14 protein-coding genes are annotated in these 15,596 nt (G+C 73.0%); 9 read left to right on the top strand and 5 right to left on the bottom strand.

The window, feature by feature from the left end; all coding sequences use genetic code 11:
• Positions 1 to 18 precede the first annotated feature (18 nt).
• Genes ACWD1U_RS33775 through ACWD1U_RS33760 form a run of 4 tightly spaced genes read left to right on the top strand, consistent with a single transcriptional unit; the run spans position 19 to position 3,770 of the window.
• Positions 19 to 1,575, top strand: coding sequence for an aldehyde dehydrogenase family protein (locus ACWD1U_RS33775; protein ID WP_451113175.1), 1,557 nt, complete (start codon positions 19 to 21; stop codon positions 1,573 to 1,575).
• On the top strand, positions 1,572 to 2,411 hold the full coding sequence (locus ACWD1U_RS33770) for an LLM class flavin-dependent oxidoreductase (protein ID WP_451113174.1): 840 nt from the start codon (positions 1,572 to 1,574) through the stop codon (positions 2,409 to 2,411). Before ACWD1U_RS33775 ends, ACWD1U_RS33770 begins: the two co-directional genes overlap by 4 nt.
• Positions 2,412 to 2,463: 52 nt before the next feature.
• Positions 2,464 to 3,228, top strand: coding sequence for a phytanoyl-CoA dioxygenase family protein (locus ACWD1U_RS33765; protein WP_451113173.1), 765 nt, complete (start codon positions 2,464 to 2,466; stop codon positions 3,226 to 3,228).
• A complete protein-coding gene (locus ACWD1U_RS33760) occupies positions 3,225 to 3,770 on the top strand; it encodes a hypothetical protein (RefSeq protein WP_451113172.1) in 546 nt (181 codons plus the stop codon). The genes ACWD1U_RS33765 and ACWD1U_RS33760 overlap by 4 nt, the downstream gene beginning before the upstream one ends.
• A gap of 68 nt (positions 3,771 to 3,838) precedes the next feature.
• Here the strand turns inward: ACWD1U_RS33760 and ACWD1U_RS33755 are convergent, their stop codons facing one another.
• From ACWD1U_RS33755 to ACWD1U_RS33735, 5 genes are read right to left on the bottom strand one after another with little or no spacing between them, the layout of a single operon-like run.
• On the bottom strand, positions 3,839 to 4,084 hold the full coding sequence (locus ACWD1U_RS33755) for a phosphopantetheine-binding protein (protein WP_451113171.1): 246 nt from the start codon (positions 4,082 to 4,084) through the stop codon (positions 3,839 to 3,841).
• Positions 4,081 to 4,953, bottom strand: coding sequence for a DUF4346 domain-containing protein (locus ACWD1U_RS33750; protein ID WP_451113170.1), 873 nt, complete (start codon positions 4,951 to 4,953; stop codon positions 4,081 to 4,083). Before ACWD1U_RS33750 ends, ACWD1U_RS33755 begins: the two co-directional genes overlap by 4 nt.
• Positions 4,940 to 6,781 (bottom strand): B12-binding domain-containing radical SAM protein, encoded by a 1,842-nt coding sequence (locus ACWD1U_RS33745; protein WP_451113169.1) that lies wholly within the window; start codon positions 6,779 to 6,781, stop codon positions 4,940 to 4,942. Before ACWD1U_RS33745 ends, ACWD1U_RS33750 begins: the two co-directional genes overlap by 14 nt.
• Before the next feature lie 31 nt (positions 6,782 to 6,812).
• Complete coding sequence (locus ACWD1U_RS33740) at positions 6,813 to 7,091, bottom strand: acyl carrier protein (RefSeq protein ID WP_451113168.1); 279 nt, start codon at positions 7,089 to 7,091, stop codon at positions 6,813 to 6,815.
• 29 nt (positions 7,092 to 7,120) lie between these two features.
• Positions 7,121 to 8,665 carry an alkaline phosphatase family protein gene (locus ACWD1U_RS33735; RefSeq protein ID WP_451113167.1) on the bottom strand — a complete coding sequence of 515 codons (1,545 nt, stop codon included), beginning with the start codon at positions 8,663 to 8,665 and terminating at the stop codon, positions 7,121 to 7,123.
• Positions 8,666 to 9,160: 495 nt separating this feature from the next.
• Between ACWD1U_RS33735 and ACWD1U_RS33730 the strand changes: the two genes are divergently transcribed.
• The 5 genes from ACWD1U_RS33730 (at position 9,161) to ACWD1U_RS33710 (ending at position 15,573) form a co-directional block, all read left to right on the top strand.
• On the top strand, positions 9,161 to 10,099 hold the full coding sequence (locus ACWD1U_RS33730; protein WP_451113166.1) for a glycosyltransferase family 2 protein: 939 nt from the start codon (positions 9,161 to 9,163) through the stop codon (positions 10,097 to 10,099).
• Positions 10,096 to 11,283 (top strand): PIG-L family deacetylase, encoded by a 1,188-nt coding sequence (locus tag ACWD1U_RS33725; RefSeq protein WP_451113165.1) that lies wholly within the window; start codon positions 10,096 to 10,098, stop codon positions 11,281 to 11,283. Before ACWD1U_RS33730 ends, ACWD1U_RS33725 begins: the two co-directional genes overlap by 4 nt.
• A gap of 81 nt (positions 11,284 to 11,364) precedes the next feature.
• Positions 11,365 to 12,477 carry a radical SAM protein gene (locus ACWD1U_RS33720; RefSeq protein WP_451113164.1) on the top strand — a complete coding sequence of 371 codons (1,113 nt, stop codon included), beginning with the start codon at positions 11,365 to 11,367 and terminating at the stop codon, positions 12,475 to 12,477.
• On the top strand, positions 12,470 to 14,800 hold the full coding sequence (locus ACWD1U_RS33715) for an AMP-binding protein (protein WP_451113163.1): 2,331 nt from the start codon (positions 12,470 to 12,472) through the stop codon (positions 14,798 to 14,800). The genes ACWD1U_RS33720 and ACWD1U_RS33715 overlap by 8 nt, the downstream gene beginning before the upstream one ends.
• A complete protein-coding gene (locus ACWD1U_RS33710; protein ID WP_451113162.1) occupies positions 14,800 to 15,573 on the top strand; it encodes an SDR family NAD(P)-dependent oxidoreductase in 774 nt (257 codons plus the stop codon). The genes ACWD1U_RS33715 and ACWD1U_RS33710 overlap by 1 nt, the downstream gene beginning before the upstream one ends.
• Positions 15,574 to 15,596 lie beyond the last annotated feature (23 nt).

Genomic DNA, 15,596 nt, shown 5'->3' with positions numbered 1-15,596 from the left:
CCGACGAGGAGGAGGCAGATGGCAGAGCACTTCCCGAGGTACGTGGACGGCGGTCCGGCCCCGGCCCAGGGCGGCGCGACCTTTCGCACGTTCGAGCCGGCCACCCGCCGGCACCTCGCCGACGTGCCACGCTGCGGCCCGCAGGACGTCGAGACGGCGGTGGCGGCGGCCCGCCGCGCCTTCGACCAGGGCCCCTGGCCCCGGATGACGCCCGGCGAACGCGCCGCGGTGCTTCGCCGGGTCGCCGAGCGGCTCTCCGCGGAGTCCGGCCGTCTCGCCGAGCTGGAGGTCCGCGACAACGGAACCACCCTGCGCAAGGCCCTCGGCGCCGACGTCCCCGGAGCGCGCGCCGCGTTCGCCTGGAGCGCCTGGTGGGCCGAGCGGCTGCCCGCACGGCTCGGCCGGCCCGGCACCGCCGAGGACCGGTCGCCGCACTACCTGCGCTGGCAGCCGCTCGGCGTGGTCGCCGCGATCGTGCCCTGGAACCTGCCGCTGCTGCTGGCGGCCTGGCGCATCGCCCCGGCCATCGCGGCGGGCAACACCTGCGTGGTCAAACCGGCGTCGTTCACCTCGCTCACCGCCCTGGAACTGGTCCGGCTGATGCACGAGTGCGGCCTGCCCCCCGGCGTCGTCAACATCGTCACCGGCCCCGGCGGCACCACCGGGGACAGCCTCGTCCGGGCCCCCGGCGTCGACCTGGTGGCGTTCACCGGCTCGGACGCCGTGGGGGAGAGCGTGCGCAGCGGGGCCGCCGCCACCGGCGTGAACACCCGGCTGGACCTCGGCGGCAAGTCCCCGAACGTGGTGCTCGCCGACGCCGACCTCGACCGGGCGGCCGCCGGCGTGGCCTGGAGCATCTTCCTGCACAACGGACAGGTGTGCATGGCCGGTTCCCGGGCCGTGGTGCACACCGACGTGTACGACGAGTTCGTCGACCGGGTTCGGGAACGGGCCGGGGCCCTGCGCCTCGGCAACCCGCTCGACCCGGACACCGACCTGGGGCCGCTCGTCTCCCGTAACCAGGCCCGCACCGCCCGGCACTTCACCGAGCGCGGTCTCGCGGAGGGCGCGCGGCTGGTGTGCGGGGGCCGGATGCCCGAGCCCGGGGAACTGCCTGAAGGGCTCGACCCGGGCGCCTACTTCCTGCCGACCGTGCTCGCGGACGTGTCGCCCGAGGACGCCGTCGCCCAGGAGGAGATCTTCGGCCCGGTGCTGGCCGTCCTGCGGGCCCGCGACGACGCCGACGCCGTCCGTGTCGCCAACGCCTCCAGGTACGGGCTGAGCGCCGGCGTCTGGTCGGCGGACGCCGGGCGTGCGCGCACGGTCGCCGAGGCCCTGCACGCCGAACGGGTGTGGGTGAACGACTACCGGCTGGTCGACCTCGATCTGCCCCCTGGGGGGAGCGGCCCGGCCGGGACCGCCTGGGACCGGGTGACCAACGAACTCGACGCATACCGCCGCCGCCAGGTCGTCGTCGACAGCACCGACGGACCGCCCGGCCTCGCCCCGACCCCCTACCACCTGCTCGGTTCCGGCCGGCCGCCGGCCGTGTCCCGTCCGTGGAGCACCCCATGAAGATCGGCATCGCGTTCCCCAACACGGTCCCCGGCGCCTCCGGGGCGTTGCAGACCCGGTGGGCGGTGCGGGCCGAGGAGTGCGGCTTCTCGTCCGCCGCCGCGACCCACCGGCTGTGCTACCCCGGCCACGAGCCGCTCGCCGTGCTGGCCGCGGCGGCCGCCGTCACCTCGCGCATCGCGCTGTCCACCAACATTCTCGTGGCCCCGCTGACCACCGCCGCGGTGCTCGCCAAGGAGGCCGCCACCGTCGCCTCCCTCGCCGGGGACCGGGTCACGCTCGGCCTCGGGCCCGGGGTGCGCGCCGACGACTTCCAGGCGGCCGGGCGGGACTTCGCGAGCCGGTCCGCGGTGTTCGACGCCCAGCTCGCCGAACTGGCCCGGCTCCGGGCGAAGGGCGACACCGGTGACCTGCCGGGCCCGGTACCGCCGCTGCTGGTCGGCGGCGTGAGCCGGGCCGCCGTACGGCGGACGGTGCGCTGGGCCGATGGATGGACCGCGCCCGGTCTGGAGCCGGAGCGGGTGGCGCCCTGGGCCGAGAAGGTCCGCGACGCCTGGGACCGTGCGGGCCGCACCGGGCGGCCCCGGCTCGTCGCGCTTGCCCGGTTCTGGCTCGGCGAGGACGTGGCCGAGGAGGCCGCCGCATTCGTCCGGCAGTATTTCGGGGTGCTCGGGGACGAGGCCGAGTCCTTTGTCGCGAAAACCCCGCGCACACCGGAAGGCATTCGCGAACAGGTGGACCGGCTGGCCGCCGCGGGATTCGACGAGGTGATCTTCCATCCGACCGCGGCACGGCTCACGCAGGTGGACCGGCTCGCCGAGGTTCTGCTGTCCTGAACTCCGCTTCCGTCTCTTTCGCGAACCCCGGCCCCCTGCTAAATTCGGTCGTATGTCTGCCACCCTGACGACCAAAAAGCTGAAAGCTGCGGAGGATCTTCAGGAATACGGCTACTGCCTCCTTGAGTGCCCAATTTCCGAGCGGGAGTTCAAACAACTCAGAAAACGCCTCCTCGACGTCGCGAAAAAGGAACGGGAAGACGGCAGCGCCTTTCTCTACGACGGTGGAAACCAGCGGGTGTTCAGTCTGCTCAACAAGGGCGAGGAATTCGAGCGCAGCGTTCGCGAACCCCTCGTTCTGGATCTGATGGAGGAGGTGCTGGGCTTCAACTTCCTGCTGTCCAGCACCCATGCGAACATCGCGGGCCCCGGCGGCGCCGCCATGCACGTCCACGCGGACCAGACGTTCGCGCGGCCGCCCTGGCCGCCGTACGCGCTCGTCGCCAACAGCATGTGGATGCTGGACGACTTCACCGAGGACAACGGCGCCACGCGGCTGGTCCCGGGCAGCCATCGGCTCGGCCGGCAGCCGGACTACGACCGCGGCGAGGGGGACGTGGAGACGATCCCCGTCTGCGCCCCGGCCGGCAGCGTCATGATCTTCGACGGACGGCTGTGGCACCAGACCGGAGCGAACGTCACCGACCGGCCCCGGCACGGCATCCTGAACTACTACTGCCGCGGCTATGTCCGGCAGCAGCAGAACTTCTTCGCCGGGCTGAGGCCGGAGGTCGTCGAGCGCAGCGACGCCCGGATGCGGCGGCTGCTGGGCTTCGAGAACTACTTCGCCCTCGGACTCGCGGACGGTCTCGAATGAGCACGGCGGCCATGGACGTCGGCCGGTTCCTCCAGGCACCGGGCCCGGATCCGGTGCTGCGGCTGGTGGTACTGGACCCGGCAGGCGTCCTCGGGCCGGCGCTGCGGGAGGCACTGCGGCCGGAGACCGCGGTGCTGCGGGCCGCCCCCCAAGAGCCGTTGCCGCCCACGTCCGGGACGGCCGAGGGCCTGCCCTGGGCGCTGCTCGCCGTAGCGGACGGGGGCCCCGGGTGTGCCACCCTCCCGGCCGCCGTGGTGCGGGCGGTGCGGGCGGCGCAGGCGGCGGGAACACCACCGGCCCGGGTGCTGTTCTGCCCGGGGCCGGCCCATGGTCCCCAGGACGCGACGGCGCTCTCCGGCGACCCGCTGCCGTGTCCGGTCACCCTGCTGCTGACCGACCCGGGTGCCGTGGGCGCCTGGCACCGGCTGTCCGCGGACGGCTTCACCGCCCGCCTCCTCGGCCCGGACGCCTGGACCCCGGGCCGGGGCCTGCCGGTCACGGCCCGGCTCATCAAGGAGGAACTGCGTATCTGGCCGGCGTGAGCGCTCCGCCGGGCGCCGCGAGGCACCCGGCGGAAGCCGCGCTGCTCACGGGCCGGGTGTTTCGGCTGTCAGCCCGTCAGGACCCCGTAGAGCTCCTGGGGGCTGCACTTGCGCAGGTCCAGGTCGGGCGGGAGATCCAGACCGAGTTCCTCCTCCAGGAGGATGGCCAGTTCGATCATGCGGACGGACTCCACGGAGACCTGGGTGCCCAGCGGGACGTCCGGGTCGAGGTCGGTACCCTCCAGCCCGAGTCCCGTCACGACAGCGGTCAGGAACTCCGCCATACTCGGCAGGTCGGGCGATGCGTCGGTCACGGCTGGGGCTCCTCTCGCTCGTGCACCGGCAGCATGGCGTTCCCGGGGCGGCCCGGTGCGCGCAGCGGCAGGTCCTGGACGTAGGGAAGACCGAGGCGCAGTGCGGTCTCGGCCTTGGTCAGCTCGCCGCCGAGGTAGCCGGCATGGGCCGGATCGGTGATCACCTCGGCGCGCAGCAGCCCCAGCAGCATGGACTCCGCCCGGACACCGGTCATCTCGTGCCGGGGCGTCAGGTCGTTGTCGTAGTGCCGCAGGACGATCCGCCGGGCCCGCCGGTCCAGGCTGATCACCACGAACCCGTCCAGCACCTGGCTGAGCCCCACGCGCCTGCCGCCGGTCCGCAGCCGGCGGAAGCCCGGCACCGGGCCGCACGGGCCGTCTCCCGGAGCCGTCCGGCCGTCCGGAGCCGTCCGGCCGTCCGGAGTCGGCCGCGGAGCGGCGCAGAGGCGGGCCCGCAGCTTCTGCACGATCTCGCCGAGCACCAGCGGATCGCACTCCCCGCGCGCGTCCACGACCTCCACCCGGGCGCGCAGCCGCTCCACCTCGTGCAGGGGGACGGAACGCAGCAGTGGCAGATAGCCCGCCGCCCCGACGATGCTGCGGCGCTCGGGGTCGACCCCGTCCCGGAAGAGGGCCAGCAGGCTCTGTCCGGCGAGGAAGCGCGGCGAGTCACGGCCGCAGACGACCAGCCCCCGGACCGCGGGCCGGCGCGCGAGGGTGCGCAGCAGCTCCTCGATCCCGAGGTTGGCCGTCATCAGCGTGCCGGCCAGTGACACGCCCGGCAGCGCGGAGAGGGGTTCCACCAGCTCCCGGCTGCTCAGGCTGCAAACCGCGACCTCGCCCTGCTGGGCCCGTTCACCACGTGGCACCGGTGCCCTCGCCGGTGTACGTGCGTGGCAGGCCGCCCGGACGCACCGGTGGCAGCGTGGAGCTGATCTCGGTCACCCGCGCCCCGAGCCGGGTGAGCCGCTTGCCCACCCGCAGCTGCTCCGAGCGCAGTTGGTCGAGCCGGTCGCGGAAGTACTGTTCGACCTCCACGACCTGGCGCTCCTGCTTGTCGGCGTCCAGCGAGTCGTTCAGCACCGCTTCGAGGTTCGCCATGAAGAAGGCGTAGTTGAACTGCCCCATCTCCTGGCGGATGGCGTGCACCTGCTCCTTGAACTCCTCCATCGCCTCCTCAACGCCGGGCAGCTTGCGAAAGCGGCGCTGCAGCCGGGAGATGAAGGTCTGCAGGACCACGTTGTAGGTCTCGAACTCGAACACCGCGGACTGCTCGATGATGACTCCGCGCCGGTGGTAGTCCTCGTTGTTGTAGAGCCGCGCGAAATGCTTGGCCAGCAGCCCGACCTTCTCGTCCGCGAAGGAGTAGCCGTACGGGTCGAGGCTGTCGTGGTAGCTGTGGTCAAGCAGGTCGTCGGACTCAAGGCGGCGCACGATCGTCGTACCCGGGTAGATCTCCAGCCGTTCCGTCATCCGGCGCAGGTTGTGCCCGGCGTTGTCCCGCAGGAACCGGGCGTTGGCCGTCAGGGTGTCGACGGTCGCGTACGGATGGAACGGGATGAAGCCCATCGCCAGGTAGATGCCGTGCTCGCGCAGCATCCGGATGATGGTGACGTTGTCCTCGACCGTGGCGCGCTTCTCCCACAGCAGGAGTTCCTCGGCGGTGCCCGCCTCGATGCCGACGTTCACCTTCTCCAGGCCGGAGGCGGTGAGCAGGTCGAGCAGCGCGTGGTCCTCGGGGGTGTCGTGCCAGTTCTCGGCCCGCATGCAGACGTTGTAGTAGATGTCCAGCCCGCGGTCGAGGATGCCCTGGGCGATGGCGGCGATCCGCTTCTTGCCGACCCGGCCGCCGTCGGGGTCCTCGAAGGTGGAGTCCACGAAGTCGAAGGTACGGAAGTTGTGCCGCTCGACGATCTGCGCGACCTCTTCGACGATCTGCTCGGGTCCGCGTCCGCGCCACGCCTTGCCGGCCTGCACCCGGTTCTTCAGATGGGGTGCCGAGCAGAAGGCGCAGTTGGCGACGCAACCGCGGCTGGTGCTGACCCGTACGTACTCCAGTTTGTCGCCGTGCTGGCTGAGCTGGTCCCGGGCCGGGAACGGCAGCACCTCCAGGTCGTGGATGAGGGGCCGGGCCGGGTTCTGGTGGATGCCGCCCTCCTCGTCCCGGTAGCAGACGCCGGGGCAGTCGGTCAGCGGCTCCTTGAGGTAGAGCCGCTGGGCGAGGTCGAGAATCGTGGGCTCGCCCTCGCCGACGGCGACGATGTCCGCGTACGGGTTGTTGCGCAGCACGTCCTGGCCCGCGAACGTACCGGCCGGGCCGCCGCAGGCGATCGGGGTGTCCGGCAGCGCCTCGCGCAGCTGCCGGCACAGGCTGACGCAGCTGGTCACGTTGAGGCTCATCAGAGTGAAGCACACCAGGTCCGGCCGGTACTCCCGCAGATGGGCGATGGCCGCCGCATGGTGCTCGTCGCCATGCTCCACCTCCCGGATCTCGGCGGTGAAGCCGACGTGCCGCAGCACGCTGGCCATGTAGGCGACGCCGAGGTGCTCCGGCGACATCACGAGATCGCCGTCCAGCAGGATGAGGAAGCTGACCTTGAACGAGGCGGGATCGGTGACACGGGGGTCCAGCGAGAGCTCGAACTCTCCCGGTTTCCGTCGGGGGCTACGCGTTTCGAGGGTGACGTCCTGAATCATCGACTCTCCCAGGAGGCGGGGGCCCGGGCGCTCAGGCCGGCTCGTTGGCGGGCTCGCCCTGCTGCACCCGGCTGTTGACGTACTCGGCGAGCAGGTCGAGGTCGTCGATCAGCTTGATCGAGAGGTCCTCGTCGGCGATCTCCACTCCGAACTCGCTCTCCACCCAGATCAGGAACTCGATGGTGTTGATCGAATCCAGTCCCAGCGCCTGGACGAGCCCTTTGTCAGGGACCTCGGACGGCTCGAGGGACAGTTCGAGGGAGTCGACGAGCACCTTGCGCAGCCGGGCCTTCGTCTCCTCTGGTTCCATGTCGCGCATCCCTTCGTGTCGGTGATCGCTTACAGGTAGCCCATCTCGCGCAGTCGGCTGCTGGTGTAGTCGTCCTCGCCCGCGTCCTCCGTCGCGTCCGCCGGGCCGGGCGCGGACGGCGCGGCGTTGCGCAGGGCCAGGCGCCGGTCCGTCGGGGGGACCGGCACGTCATCGGTGAACACCTCGGTGCGCGGGCGGCCGTCGACGTCCTGCGGCCAGGCGGCCCCGAGGTCCGTCAGCAGCGTGGGCATGGCGTCGGTCAGCGGGATCGTGCCGGGCAGCCGGCCCGGGCGGACGCGGGGTGAGCGCTGCGCCCAGATGCCCTCGTGCCGGTGGAGTCCGCTCTGGGCGCTGGGAGTCCACAGCGTGCCGGTCAGCGAGGTGACCGGAAGCACGGACTCGTCCGCCGGGACCAGCAGCAGATCGGGCGCGCGCTCGACGTTGCCGCCCGGATAGGCCTCCTGCCGGGGCAGGACCGCCTGGAAGACCGGGTCACCGGTGGGGCCCTTCAGCGTGCCGAGCAGGTCGGTCACCTCCGCGGTGACCCGGTCCCGGTCCCGGGGCGCAACGGTGCCCCGGTGCTGCCGCGCCTTGAGATTGAGGTTGAGGCCGTAGGAGCCGGGGACCGGCATGTAGACGGCCGTCCGGGAGAAGTCCACCCGCCGCCCCCCGTCGGCGAACCAGCTTGCGGTGCCCTCAGCGGGCCCCTCGCCGGGCTCGGTGGCGAGCAGTCCCGCCTCCTCGAGCGCCTGGTGCACGGAGAACGCGTACCGGCCCCGGCCCAGACCGTGGTCGGAGACGAGCGTCACCACGGTGTCCTCGTCCACCAGCGTCAGCAGCTCGCCCACCGCGGTGTCCAACGCCTGGTAGATCCGGGTGAGGGCCCGCTCCCAGCCACTGTCCGCCGGGGCGTCCTCGTACCGGGGGTGCCCCGCGTCCTCGTAGTGCCAGTAGTGGTGCCCGACCCGGTCGGCTTCGGTCAGGACGACCATGACGACGTCCGTGGGCCGGGTGGTCATCAGATGCCGCATGGACCGGATCCGGGCCTCGACATTGCGCTCGGCCTGATCCAGATAGCCCATGTCCCCGCGGAACATCGTGGCGAGGTCGGACTGGAAGTGCGCCCGGGCCGTGGCGAGTTCGCGCAGCAGCGAGTCGGGGCGGCAGTGCCGCAGAGTGCGCTCCAGGGGCCAGGTGATCTGGTAACCGGGCAGGTCGGCCGGCGGGTGGGACATCGGGATGTTGACGAGCCCGAGCGTGTACGACTGTGCCGCGAGCCAGTCCCATGCCGAGGACCGCCCCAGGTCGCCGGCCTGGGTGATCCGGGCGCCGTAGCCGGGGTCCTGGGTGTCGTAGAACTGGTAGATGCCGTGGTTGCCGGGATCCGCCGCGCTGACGAAGGCGGACCAGCCGGGAGCGGTGTGGGCCGGCCAGGTGCAGGTGGTCCTGCTGCTGGCCGAGGCGGTCAGGAGACTTCCGATGTTCGGGAGCAGTCCCCGCTCCACCAAGGGGTCGATGAGATCGAACGTGCCCCCGTCGATTCCGATGACGAGGGCGAGCGGCGAGGGTGGCACGTGATTGCCTCCAGCGGTGTCGCCGGTGATCGGACCTGACCGTAACACTGAAGCAGACCGGCATTCTGCGAAAGACCTTTGTCAGGGGCACCTTGACCGAAAACCGAGGATCGGGCGCCGCTCCGTTCCTGTTCCGCCGTCCGGTTCGGGGAGACCGACGACGCACATGAACAGCTCCTTCCGGATGTACTGGACACGGATCGGATCCCATGCAGTTATGGCCAAAACGAATCGCCCGGAGTGATCGCTCCGGTGCCCGCGCGTGCTTTCCGGTCAGGCGGCCTTTCCGAAATTCGGCATGCCCGGTTGACTTCCCCAGCTTCGTCGATGGACCCTTCCCAGGCGGGCTCTTCGCGGACAGTCCGGCGTCATCCCGTCTCTTCCTCTGTCGTTCACGTCGATTTCCGCAGCGCACCCGCCTGGTTTCCCGCGCTCCGGAGCGCGCCGGGATTTGCCGGGCAGTGCTGATTCCCCTGTCGACGGAAAGGCCGATGCATGTCCCCGCACCTGCCATCCGCTCCGCTCACCCTGGCGGTGGTGGTCCCCACCCGGGGCGACCACCAGCGGCTGCGCCTCACGCTCGCCTGTCTCGCGGCCCAGACCGACGCACCCGCCCACGAGGTGATCGTGGTCGACGACAACGCGCCCGAGGGGCGTCCGGCACTCGCCGAGGTCCTCGCCGAGGCGCGCGACCGGCTGCCGCTGCGCGTGGTGCCCGGTCCCGGACGAGGGCGGGCGGCCGTCCGCAACACCGGTGCCGGCGTGGCCGAGGCCGCCTGGTTGGTCTTCCTCGACGCCGACGTCGTCATCGGCCCCCGCTTCCTGCAGGCGTACGCCGACGCCGCCCGGCCCGGGTTCTTCCTGCATGGTCGGATGCGCGAACTCCCCACGGCGGCACGGCTGCTGACAGCGCTGGCGGACGCGCCCTGGCCCGAGATCCAGCGGACCGCCGCCGAGCTGACCGGATCCGCTCCGGACGCCCGCGGCCGGGATCCCCTGCGCCGCACGATGGCGAACGCCCTGGAGCGCGCCGTCGAGGCGATGGACGCGGGGACCCTGCCGGACGTCGCCGCCTGGCTCGGCTTCGTCGGCGCCAACTCGGCCGTGGAGAAAGGGGCGTGGCGCTCCGTGGGCGGCTTCGACGAGGGGTTCGGGCGCGACTGGGGCTGTGAGGACATCGAGTTCGGGGTGCGGCTGCACGCCGCGGGGCTGCGGCGCGCCCTGGTGCCCGAGGCGTACGGCATCCATCTCAGCCACGCCCGGCCGGGCCGCTGGCACCAGCACGGGCGGAACATGGAGCGGTTCGCGATGCTGCATCCCCTGCCCGGGGTACGCGCCCTGACTGCCCTGCTGGGCCCCGACGGAACCCCGGAGCGCTATGTGGCCGCGGTCCGGGCCGAGGCGGCCGGGGCCCGGCCGACCGGCACCCGATGAGCGCGCAGCGCGAGGCCCGCGCCCAGCTGGTGGTCTCCCCGCACCCGGACGACGCGGTGTGGTCTCTCGGCGGCCGGCTCGCCCACTGGGTCGCGCAGGGGGTCTCGGTCACGGTGGTCACGATCTTCGACGGGCCGGAGCCGGAGGCCGGTCCGGCGGTCGAGCCGGCAACCGGCTCCGTGCCGGCATCCGGGTCCGAGCCGACATCAGGGTCCGAGTCGGAGGAGGCGGCACCGGACGCCGCCGGCGCGCGCCGCTCCGCCGCCCCCGACGCCGGGCGGCACGCCGCTCACCCCGTGCGCCGCCCGGCCCCGGAAGCAGATTCCCCGGCACCCGGTCCGGCCGACATGTACCGGACTCGGCGGCAGGCCCACTCCCTGCTGCACCGCCGAGCCGCGGCCGCAGACGCCCCCGATCCGCGCGGCACTGCGGTCCCCGGCGCATTCGACGCGCACGGCGTGGAGCGGGATGCCGCCCGCGTCGTCCCTCACCGCCCGGCCGCCGACGCCCTCGCCCCGCCCGGTGCCCGGCGGCACGACGCCCACCCCTTGCTGCGCCGCCACCTCCCGCCCCCCGGCACGCCCTCGCCCGAGGACCCCGACGCCTGGCGGTACGTCGCCCAGCCCGCGGTCCGGCGTCGTGAGGACCGTGCCGCGCTCGGCGAACTCGGTGTCGAGCACGTCTCGCTCGGCTTCACCGACGCCGCGCTGCGCACCACGGACGGCCGATACCGTTACCGTTCGGCGCCCCGGGTCTTCGCCGCGCGCCACCCGGACGACGACGATCTGCCCGGCGCGATCCGGGACGCCCTGCGTCCGCTGTGCCCGCCCGGGACCCGGGTGCACGGCCCCCTGGCCGCCGGCCGGCATGTCGACCACGTGGTCTCCCGGGCCGCCGTGGAGCGCCTCGCCGCGCCCGGCACCGCCTGGTACGAGGACTTCCCCTATCCCTTGCGCAGCCGGGACCACCACGGCTTCGTAGCCCGCTGCCATTCCCTCACCGACGCCGAGGTCGAGCGCTGGCTGGTCGCCGCCCTGCACTACGCCAGCCAGGCCGAGGCTCTGTTCGGCGGCCCGGACGGGCTGCGCCGGGCCCTGCTCGCCCGGGCCCGCGCCCATGGAGCCGAGGCGGGGACACCGCACGCCGACCGCCACTGGCTGGGCGCCGAGCCGGACGGCCCCTAGCAGTCCACCGGTCCGGTGCCCCGGCCCCGCGTACAACCGCGCGTCACGTGCCCCGTCGGACGACCGTGAAAGGACCCGCAGATGCCGCCCCTCGCCCCGCTTCCGCTGATCGGCAACGACCTGGTCATCAACGAGGACTCGTGCAACCTCAGTTGCACCTACTGCCTGACCGGGCAGAGCAACCTCAAGGAGGGCCACTCCCTCAAGCTCATCTTCGACCCGCCCAAGCGCGACGACTACACCCCGGACTCGGGCCTCGGCCGGCGCATCAACACCGTCGCCGACCGGCTCGGTGACCGCTTCGACCTGCCGCTGCTGAAGGTCACCGGCGGTGAGATCTTCCTGGTCCGCGGCATCATGGACTTCCTTCAGGAGCAGTCCTCCCGGTATGAGGTCCTCGTCGTCCAGACCAACGGCGTGCTCGTCACCGACGAACACCTCGAACGCATGCGGTCCTGGGGCAACGTCGTCCTCCAGGTCTCCCTGGACAGCCACCTCTACCCGGGCAACAGCTACCGCGTGCAGTCGGAGTCGCTGCACACCAAGGTGATCCGAGCCGTCAGCCGGATCCTCGACTCCGGCCTGCCGGTGGAGATCTACGGCGTCCTCAACGACCGCAGCGTCGGCGAGTTGTCCGACTTCGCCGGCTGGCTCGCCGCCTTCGACACCGCGCCCACCTTCTTCCCCTTCCCGGTCCGCGGCCCGGACGCCGAGGGGTTCGCGGTCCGCCGCGACCAGATCGGCCATATCGAGGAACTCGCCGGGCGTCACGACGAGTTCAGCCGGGTCCTGCCGCCGCGCGCCTACTTCGACCGTCTGCTCAGCTTCTACCACGAGGGCAGGCGCACCTTCCGCTGCCATCTGCCCCGGCTGGTCGTCTCCAGCTTCAGCGACGGCGTCGTCACCCCCTGCCCCAACATCTGGTTCTCCGACATGGGCAACCTCCTCGGGGACGAGGCCGAGCACCTGCTCGACCGGCTCGGCTCCAGCGGCCTCTACCAGGCCCTCCTGGCGCCCAAACCGAGGCTGGGTGCCTGCCACGGCTGCTTCACCCCCTGGGACACGCTCTCCATGTACTTCGAGGACGAGATCACCCTCGACGAGCTGTGTGCCGCCCCCACCTACGCCCCGCCCCGCATCCGCGGCATGATCGAGCGGGCCAAGGCCGACTACCTGGCGAGCAGCGATGGCTGAGGGCGCCGAACGGGCCCCGGACACGCTCCCGGACACGCTCCCGGACACGCTCCTGGACGCCGTCGGGCGCCTCGCCCCGGACACCGGGATCCTGCCCGGCCGCACCTCGGCCGAGCTGACGGCCGAGGCGCAGCAGGTCGCCGACGCCCTCAAGGCCCAGGGTGCCGAGGGCGAGGCGGTGGCGCTCCGGCTGCCCAACGGGCCCGGCTGGGTGGTGCACTTCCTCGGCCTGCTCGCCGCGGGCGCCCGGCCGCTGCCCGTGGCACCCGACACCCCCGACCCCGAGGTCCGCAGACTGCTGGAGCTGGCCGGCGGCGGACGGGTGCTGACGCCGGCCGACGGGCCCGGCCGGCCGCCCCGGCTCGACGGCACCCCGGGCGCCCCCGCCGACGACGGCCCCGGCGTCCTGCTGCCCACCTCGGGTTCCACAGGCGCCCCCAAACTGGTCTGGCGCCCCGAGGCGAGCTGGCTGTCCGAGGCCCGCCGCTACCGCGACGGCGTCGGCCTCACCGCCGAGGACGTCCTGCTGCTGCCCGTACCGCTCTCGCACGCGTACGCCCTCGGGTGGATGTGCGGCGCGCTGCTCACGGGGGCCGCCCTGAGACCCGTACCGCCCACCGGAGTCGGCGAGACGGCACGCGCACTCGCCACCGGGGCCACCGTCGTCGCCCTGGTGCCCGCCACCGCACGGCTGCTGTCCACCCGGCAGCGGCTGCGCGCCCGCCGCGCCGGGCCCGAAGCGGCCCCGCCGGCTCCCCGGCTGCGGATCGCCATGGCGGGCGCGGGTCCGGTCGACGGCCCGCTCGACGCGCTGTTCCGCGAGGCCTATGGCCTGGGGCTCGCCCGCAACTACGGATCCACCGAACTCGGCGCGGTACTTTCCGGCCCGGCCGGGCTGCCCCCGCTGTGCGTGGGCTCCCCCCTGCCCGGGGTCGGCGTCCGCCTCCTGGACCGCACCACCCGCGCCGTGACCGCGGACGGCCCCGGAATCCTCCAGATCCGCACCGACGTGCTGCCCGACTGGCACGACACCGGCGACCTGGCCGTCCCCGAGCAGGGCCACTGGCGCATCCTCGGCCGCGAGGGCACCGCCGTCCGGCGCGGCGCCCGCTGGGTGGCGCCGCTGGAGATCGAGTCGGTGCTGCGCGCCCACGGCGGCGTACAGGACGTAAGGGTCGCCGCCCGACGCCGCTCCCACGAGGGCGAGGACGGACTGGTCGCCGAGGTCGTCGTGACCGACGACACGACCGGCGAGGAGGAGCTGCGCCTCCACGCGGCCCGGCACCTCGCCACCTACAAGGTCCCTGACACCTTCGTGCTGCGCACCGCCCTGCCGAAGACCGCCACCGGCAAGGCCGCCGCCCCCGTCCGCTACCGTCTCACGCCGCGCGCACTGCGGGCCGCCCGCGCCTACAAGGCGTCCGAGCTGCTCTTCGCGCTCCACGACCTCGGCGCCCTGAGCGCCCTGGCCAAGGGCGCCGAACTCGCCGACATCAGCACCGAACTCGGCTGTGACACACGAGCACTGGAGCTGCTCCTGGACACCGCCACGGCCCTCGGTCTGCTCTCCACCGCACCCGCCCCCAACGGCCCCGCGGTCGTCGCCGACGAACTCGCCGCCTTCGTGGAGCTGGAGAAACGACTCTCCCGCGATCTGGTGAGCCGGGAGGCGTTGGCCGCCGTGGCGCGTACGGGCGTACACCAGCGGCCGTTCGAACAGCGCGCGCACGACGCCGAGTTGGTGCGTGTCTACCAGGGTGCCATGAGCGGCCCCTCCGCCCGCGCCCGCACCGCCGTCGGGCTGCGGCTGGTCCGGCCGCGGCCCGGCACCCGGCTGGTGGAGGTCAGCGCCGGGCCCGGCCGCTACCTGGAGCGGCTGCTCGCCGCCGACCCCACGGCCACCGGCCACCTGTGGCAGACCGGCCGGCTCGCGGGCCCGGTGTGCGAAGCGGTGCGCGCGGCCGTCGCCGACGGCCGGATCACGACCGGGCCCGAGCTGCCGCACGGCGACGCCGACGTCTGCGTCGTCGCCAACAGCGTCCACGACCCCGCCGGCGGCGCCCGCCTCGCGCCGCTGCTGCGGACCCTGAAGCCCGGCGGCCTGCTCCTGGTCGACGACGTCTTCCTGCCCTCCGGCGCCCCCGACGGCGAGCCGGGCGAGGGCGCCGAACTGGCGCTGGACTGGCTCACGCACGGCGGCACCCGCTGGCCCACCCTCGCGGCGCTCACCGCCGCCCTGGCCGATGCGGGTGCGGACCTCGTCCGCGACCTGCACTTCGAAGGCTCCCCCTGCCATCTCGTCCTAGCCAAGGAGGCCGACTGATGGGCGATCCCATCGTCCGTATCGCCGAAACCATGGGACAGCGCGGCCGAGTCGTCGTGGTCTCCGGAGCGTCCGGGACCATCGGCAGCGCCTGCGCCCGCCATCTTGCCGAACTCGGCGCCACCGTGGTGGCCGGCTACCACAGCGGCGAGGACCGGGTGGGTAAGCTCGCCGCCCAGGTCGAGGAGGCCGGCGGCACGCTCGTGCCCGTCCGGGCCGACCTGTCGGCGCCGGGTGCCCCGTCCGCGCTCGTCTCGGCCGCCCTCGACCGGTTCGGCCGGATCGACGGCCTCGTCGCCGCCGCCGGACTGCGCACCCGGCGCCTCGCCATGGCCACCGACGCCGACACCCTGGCCGGACTGCTCGACGTCAACCTGGCCGGCTCGGTCAACCTCGCCAAGGCCTGCCTGAAGCCGATGATGCGCGCCCGCTACGGCCGTATCGTCCTCTTCGGCTCCCGGGCAGGCACCAGCGGCCTGCCCGGGCACAGCGCGTACGCGGCGACCAAGGGCGCCCTGCAACCGTGGGCTGCCTCGCTCGCCGGCGAGGTCGGAAAGCACGGCATCACGGTCAACGTGGTGGCGCCGGGAGCCATCCGGGCCGAGGTCATGGACTTCTCGCCCGAGGAGCGCGACCTCGTGCTGAAGTTCATCGGTGCCGGGCGGCTCGGTGAACCGGATGAGGTCGCCGCGGCGGTCTCGTTCCTGCTCTCCCCGGCGGCCTCGTACGTGAACGGCAACACCCTCGTCGTGGACGGCGGTGCACGCTTTTGATATCCGGCACGGTCCACGCACCC

The sequence above is a fragment of the Streptomyces sp. NPDC002788 genome, from assembly GCF_053592115.1.
This window is presented reverse-complemented; position numbering and strand designations above follow the sequence as displayed.

Excerpts from the sequence above, each read along its gene's own strand:
- ACWD1U_RS33760 (WP_451113172.1), top strand. The coding sequence starts at position 3,225 with ATGAGCACGGCGGCCATGGACGTCGGCCGGTTCCTCCAGGCACCGGGC.
- ACWD1U_RS33725 (WP_451113165.1), top strand. The coding sequence starts at position 10,096 with ATGAGCGCGCAGCGCGAGGCCCGCGCCCAGCTGGTGGTCTCCCCGCAC.
- ACWD1U_RS33720 (WP_451113164.1), top strand. The coding sequence starts at position 11,365 with ATGCCGCCCCTCGCCCCGCTTCCGCTGATCGGCAACGACCTGGTCATC.
- ACWD1U_RS33740 (WP_451113168.1), bottom strand. The coding sequence starts at position 7,091 with ATGGAACCAGAGGAGACGAAGGCCCGGCTGCGCAAGGTGCTCGTCGAC.
- ACWD1U_RS33775 (WP_451113175.1), top strand. The coding sequence starts at position 19 with ATGGCAGAGCACTTCCCGAGGTACGTGGACGGCGGTCCGGCCCCGGCC.
- ACWD1U_RS33745 (WP_451113169.1), bottom strand. The coding sequence starts at position 6,781 with ATGATTCAGGACGTCACCCTCGAAACGCGTAGCCCCCGACGGAAACCG.
- ACWD1U_RS33770 (WP_451113174.1), top strand. The coding sequence starts at position 1,572 with ATGAAGATCGGCATCGCGTTCCCCAACACGGTCCCCGGCGCCTCCGGG.
- ACWD1U_RS33710 (WP_451113162.1), top strand. The coding sequence starts at position 14,800 with ATGGGCGATCCCATCGTCCGTATCGCCGAAACCATGGGACAGCGCGGC.
- ACWD1U_RS33730 (WP_451113166.1), top strand. The coding sequence starts at position 9,161 with ATGTCCCCGCACCTGCCATCCGCTCCGCTCACCCTGGCGGTGGTGGTC.
- ACWD1U_RS33765 (WP_451113173.1), top strand. The coding sequence starts at position 2,464 with ATGTCTGCCACCCTGACGACCAAAAAGCTGAAAGCTGCGGAGGATCTT.
- ACWD1U_RS33715 (WP_451113163.1), top strand. The coding sequence starts at position 12,470 with ATGGCTGAGGGCGCCGAACGGGCCCCGGACACGCTCCCGGACACGCTC.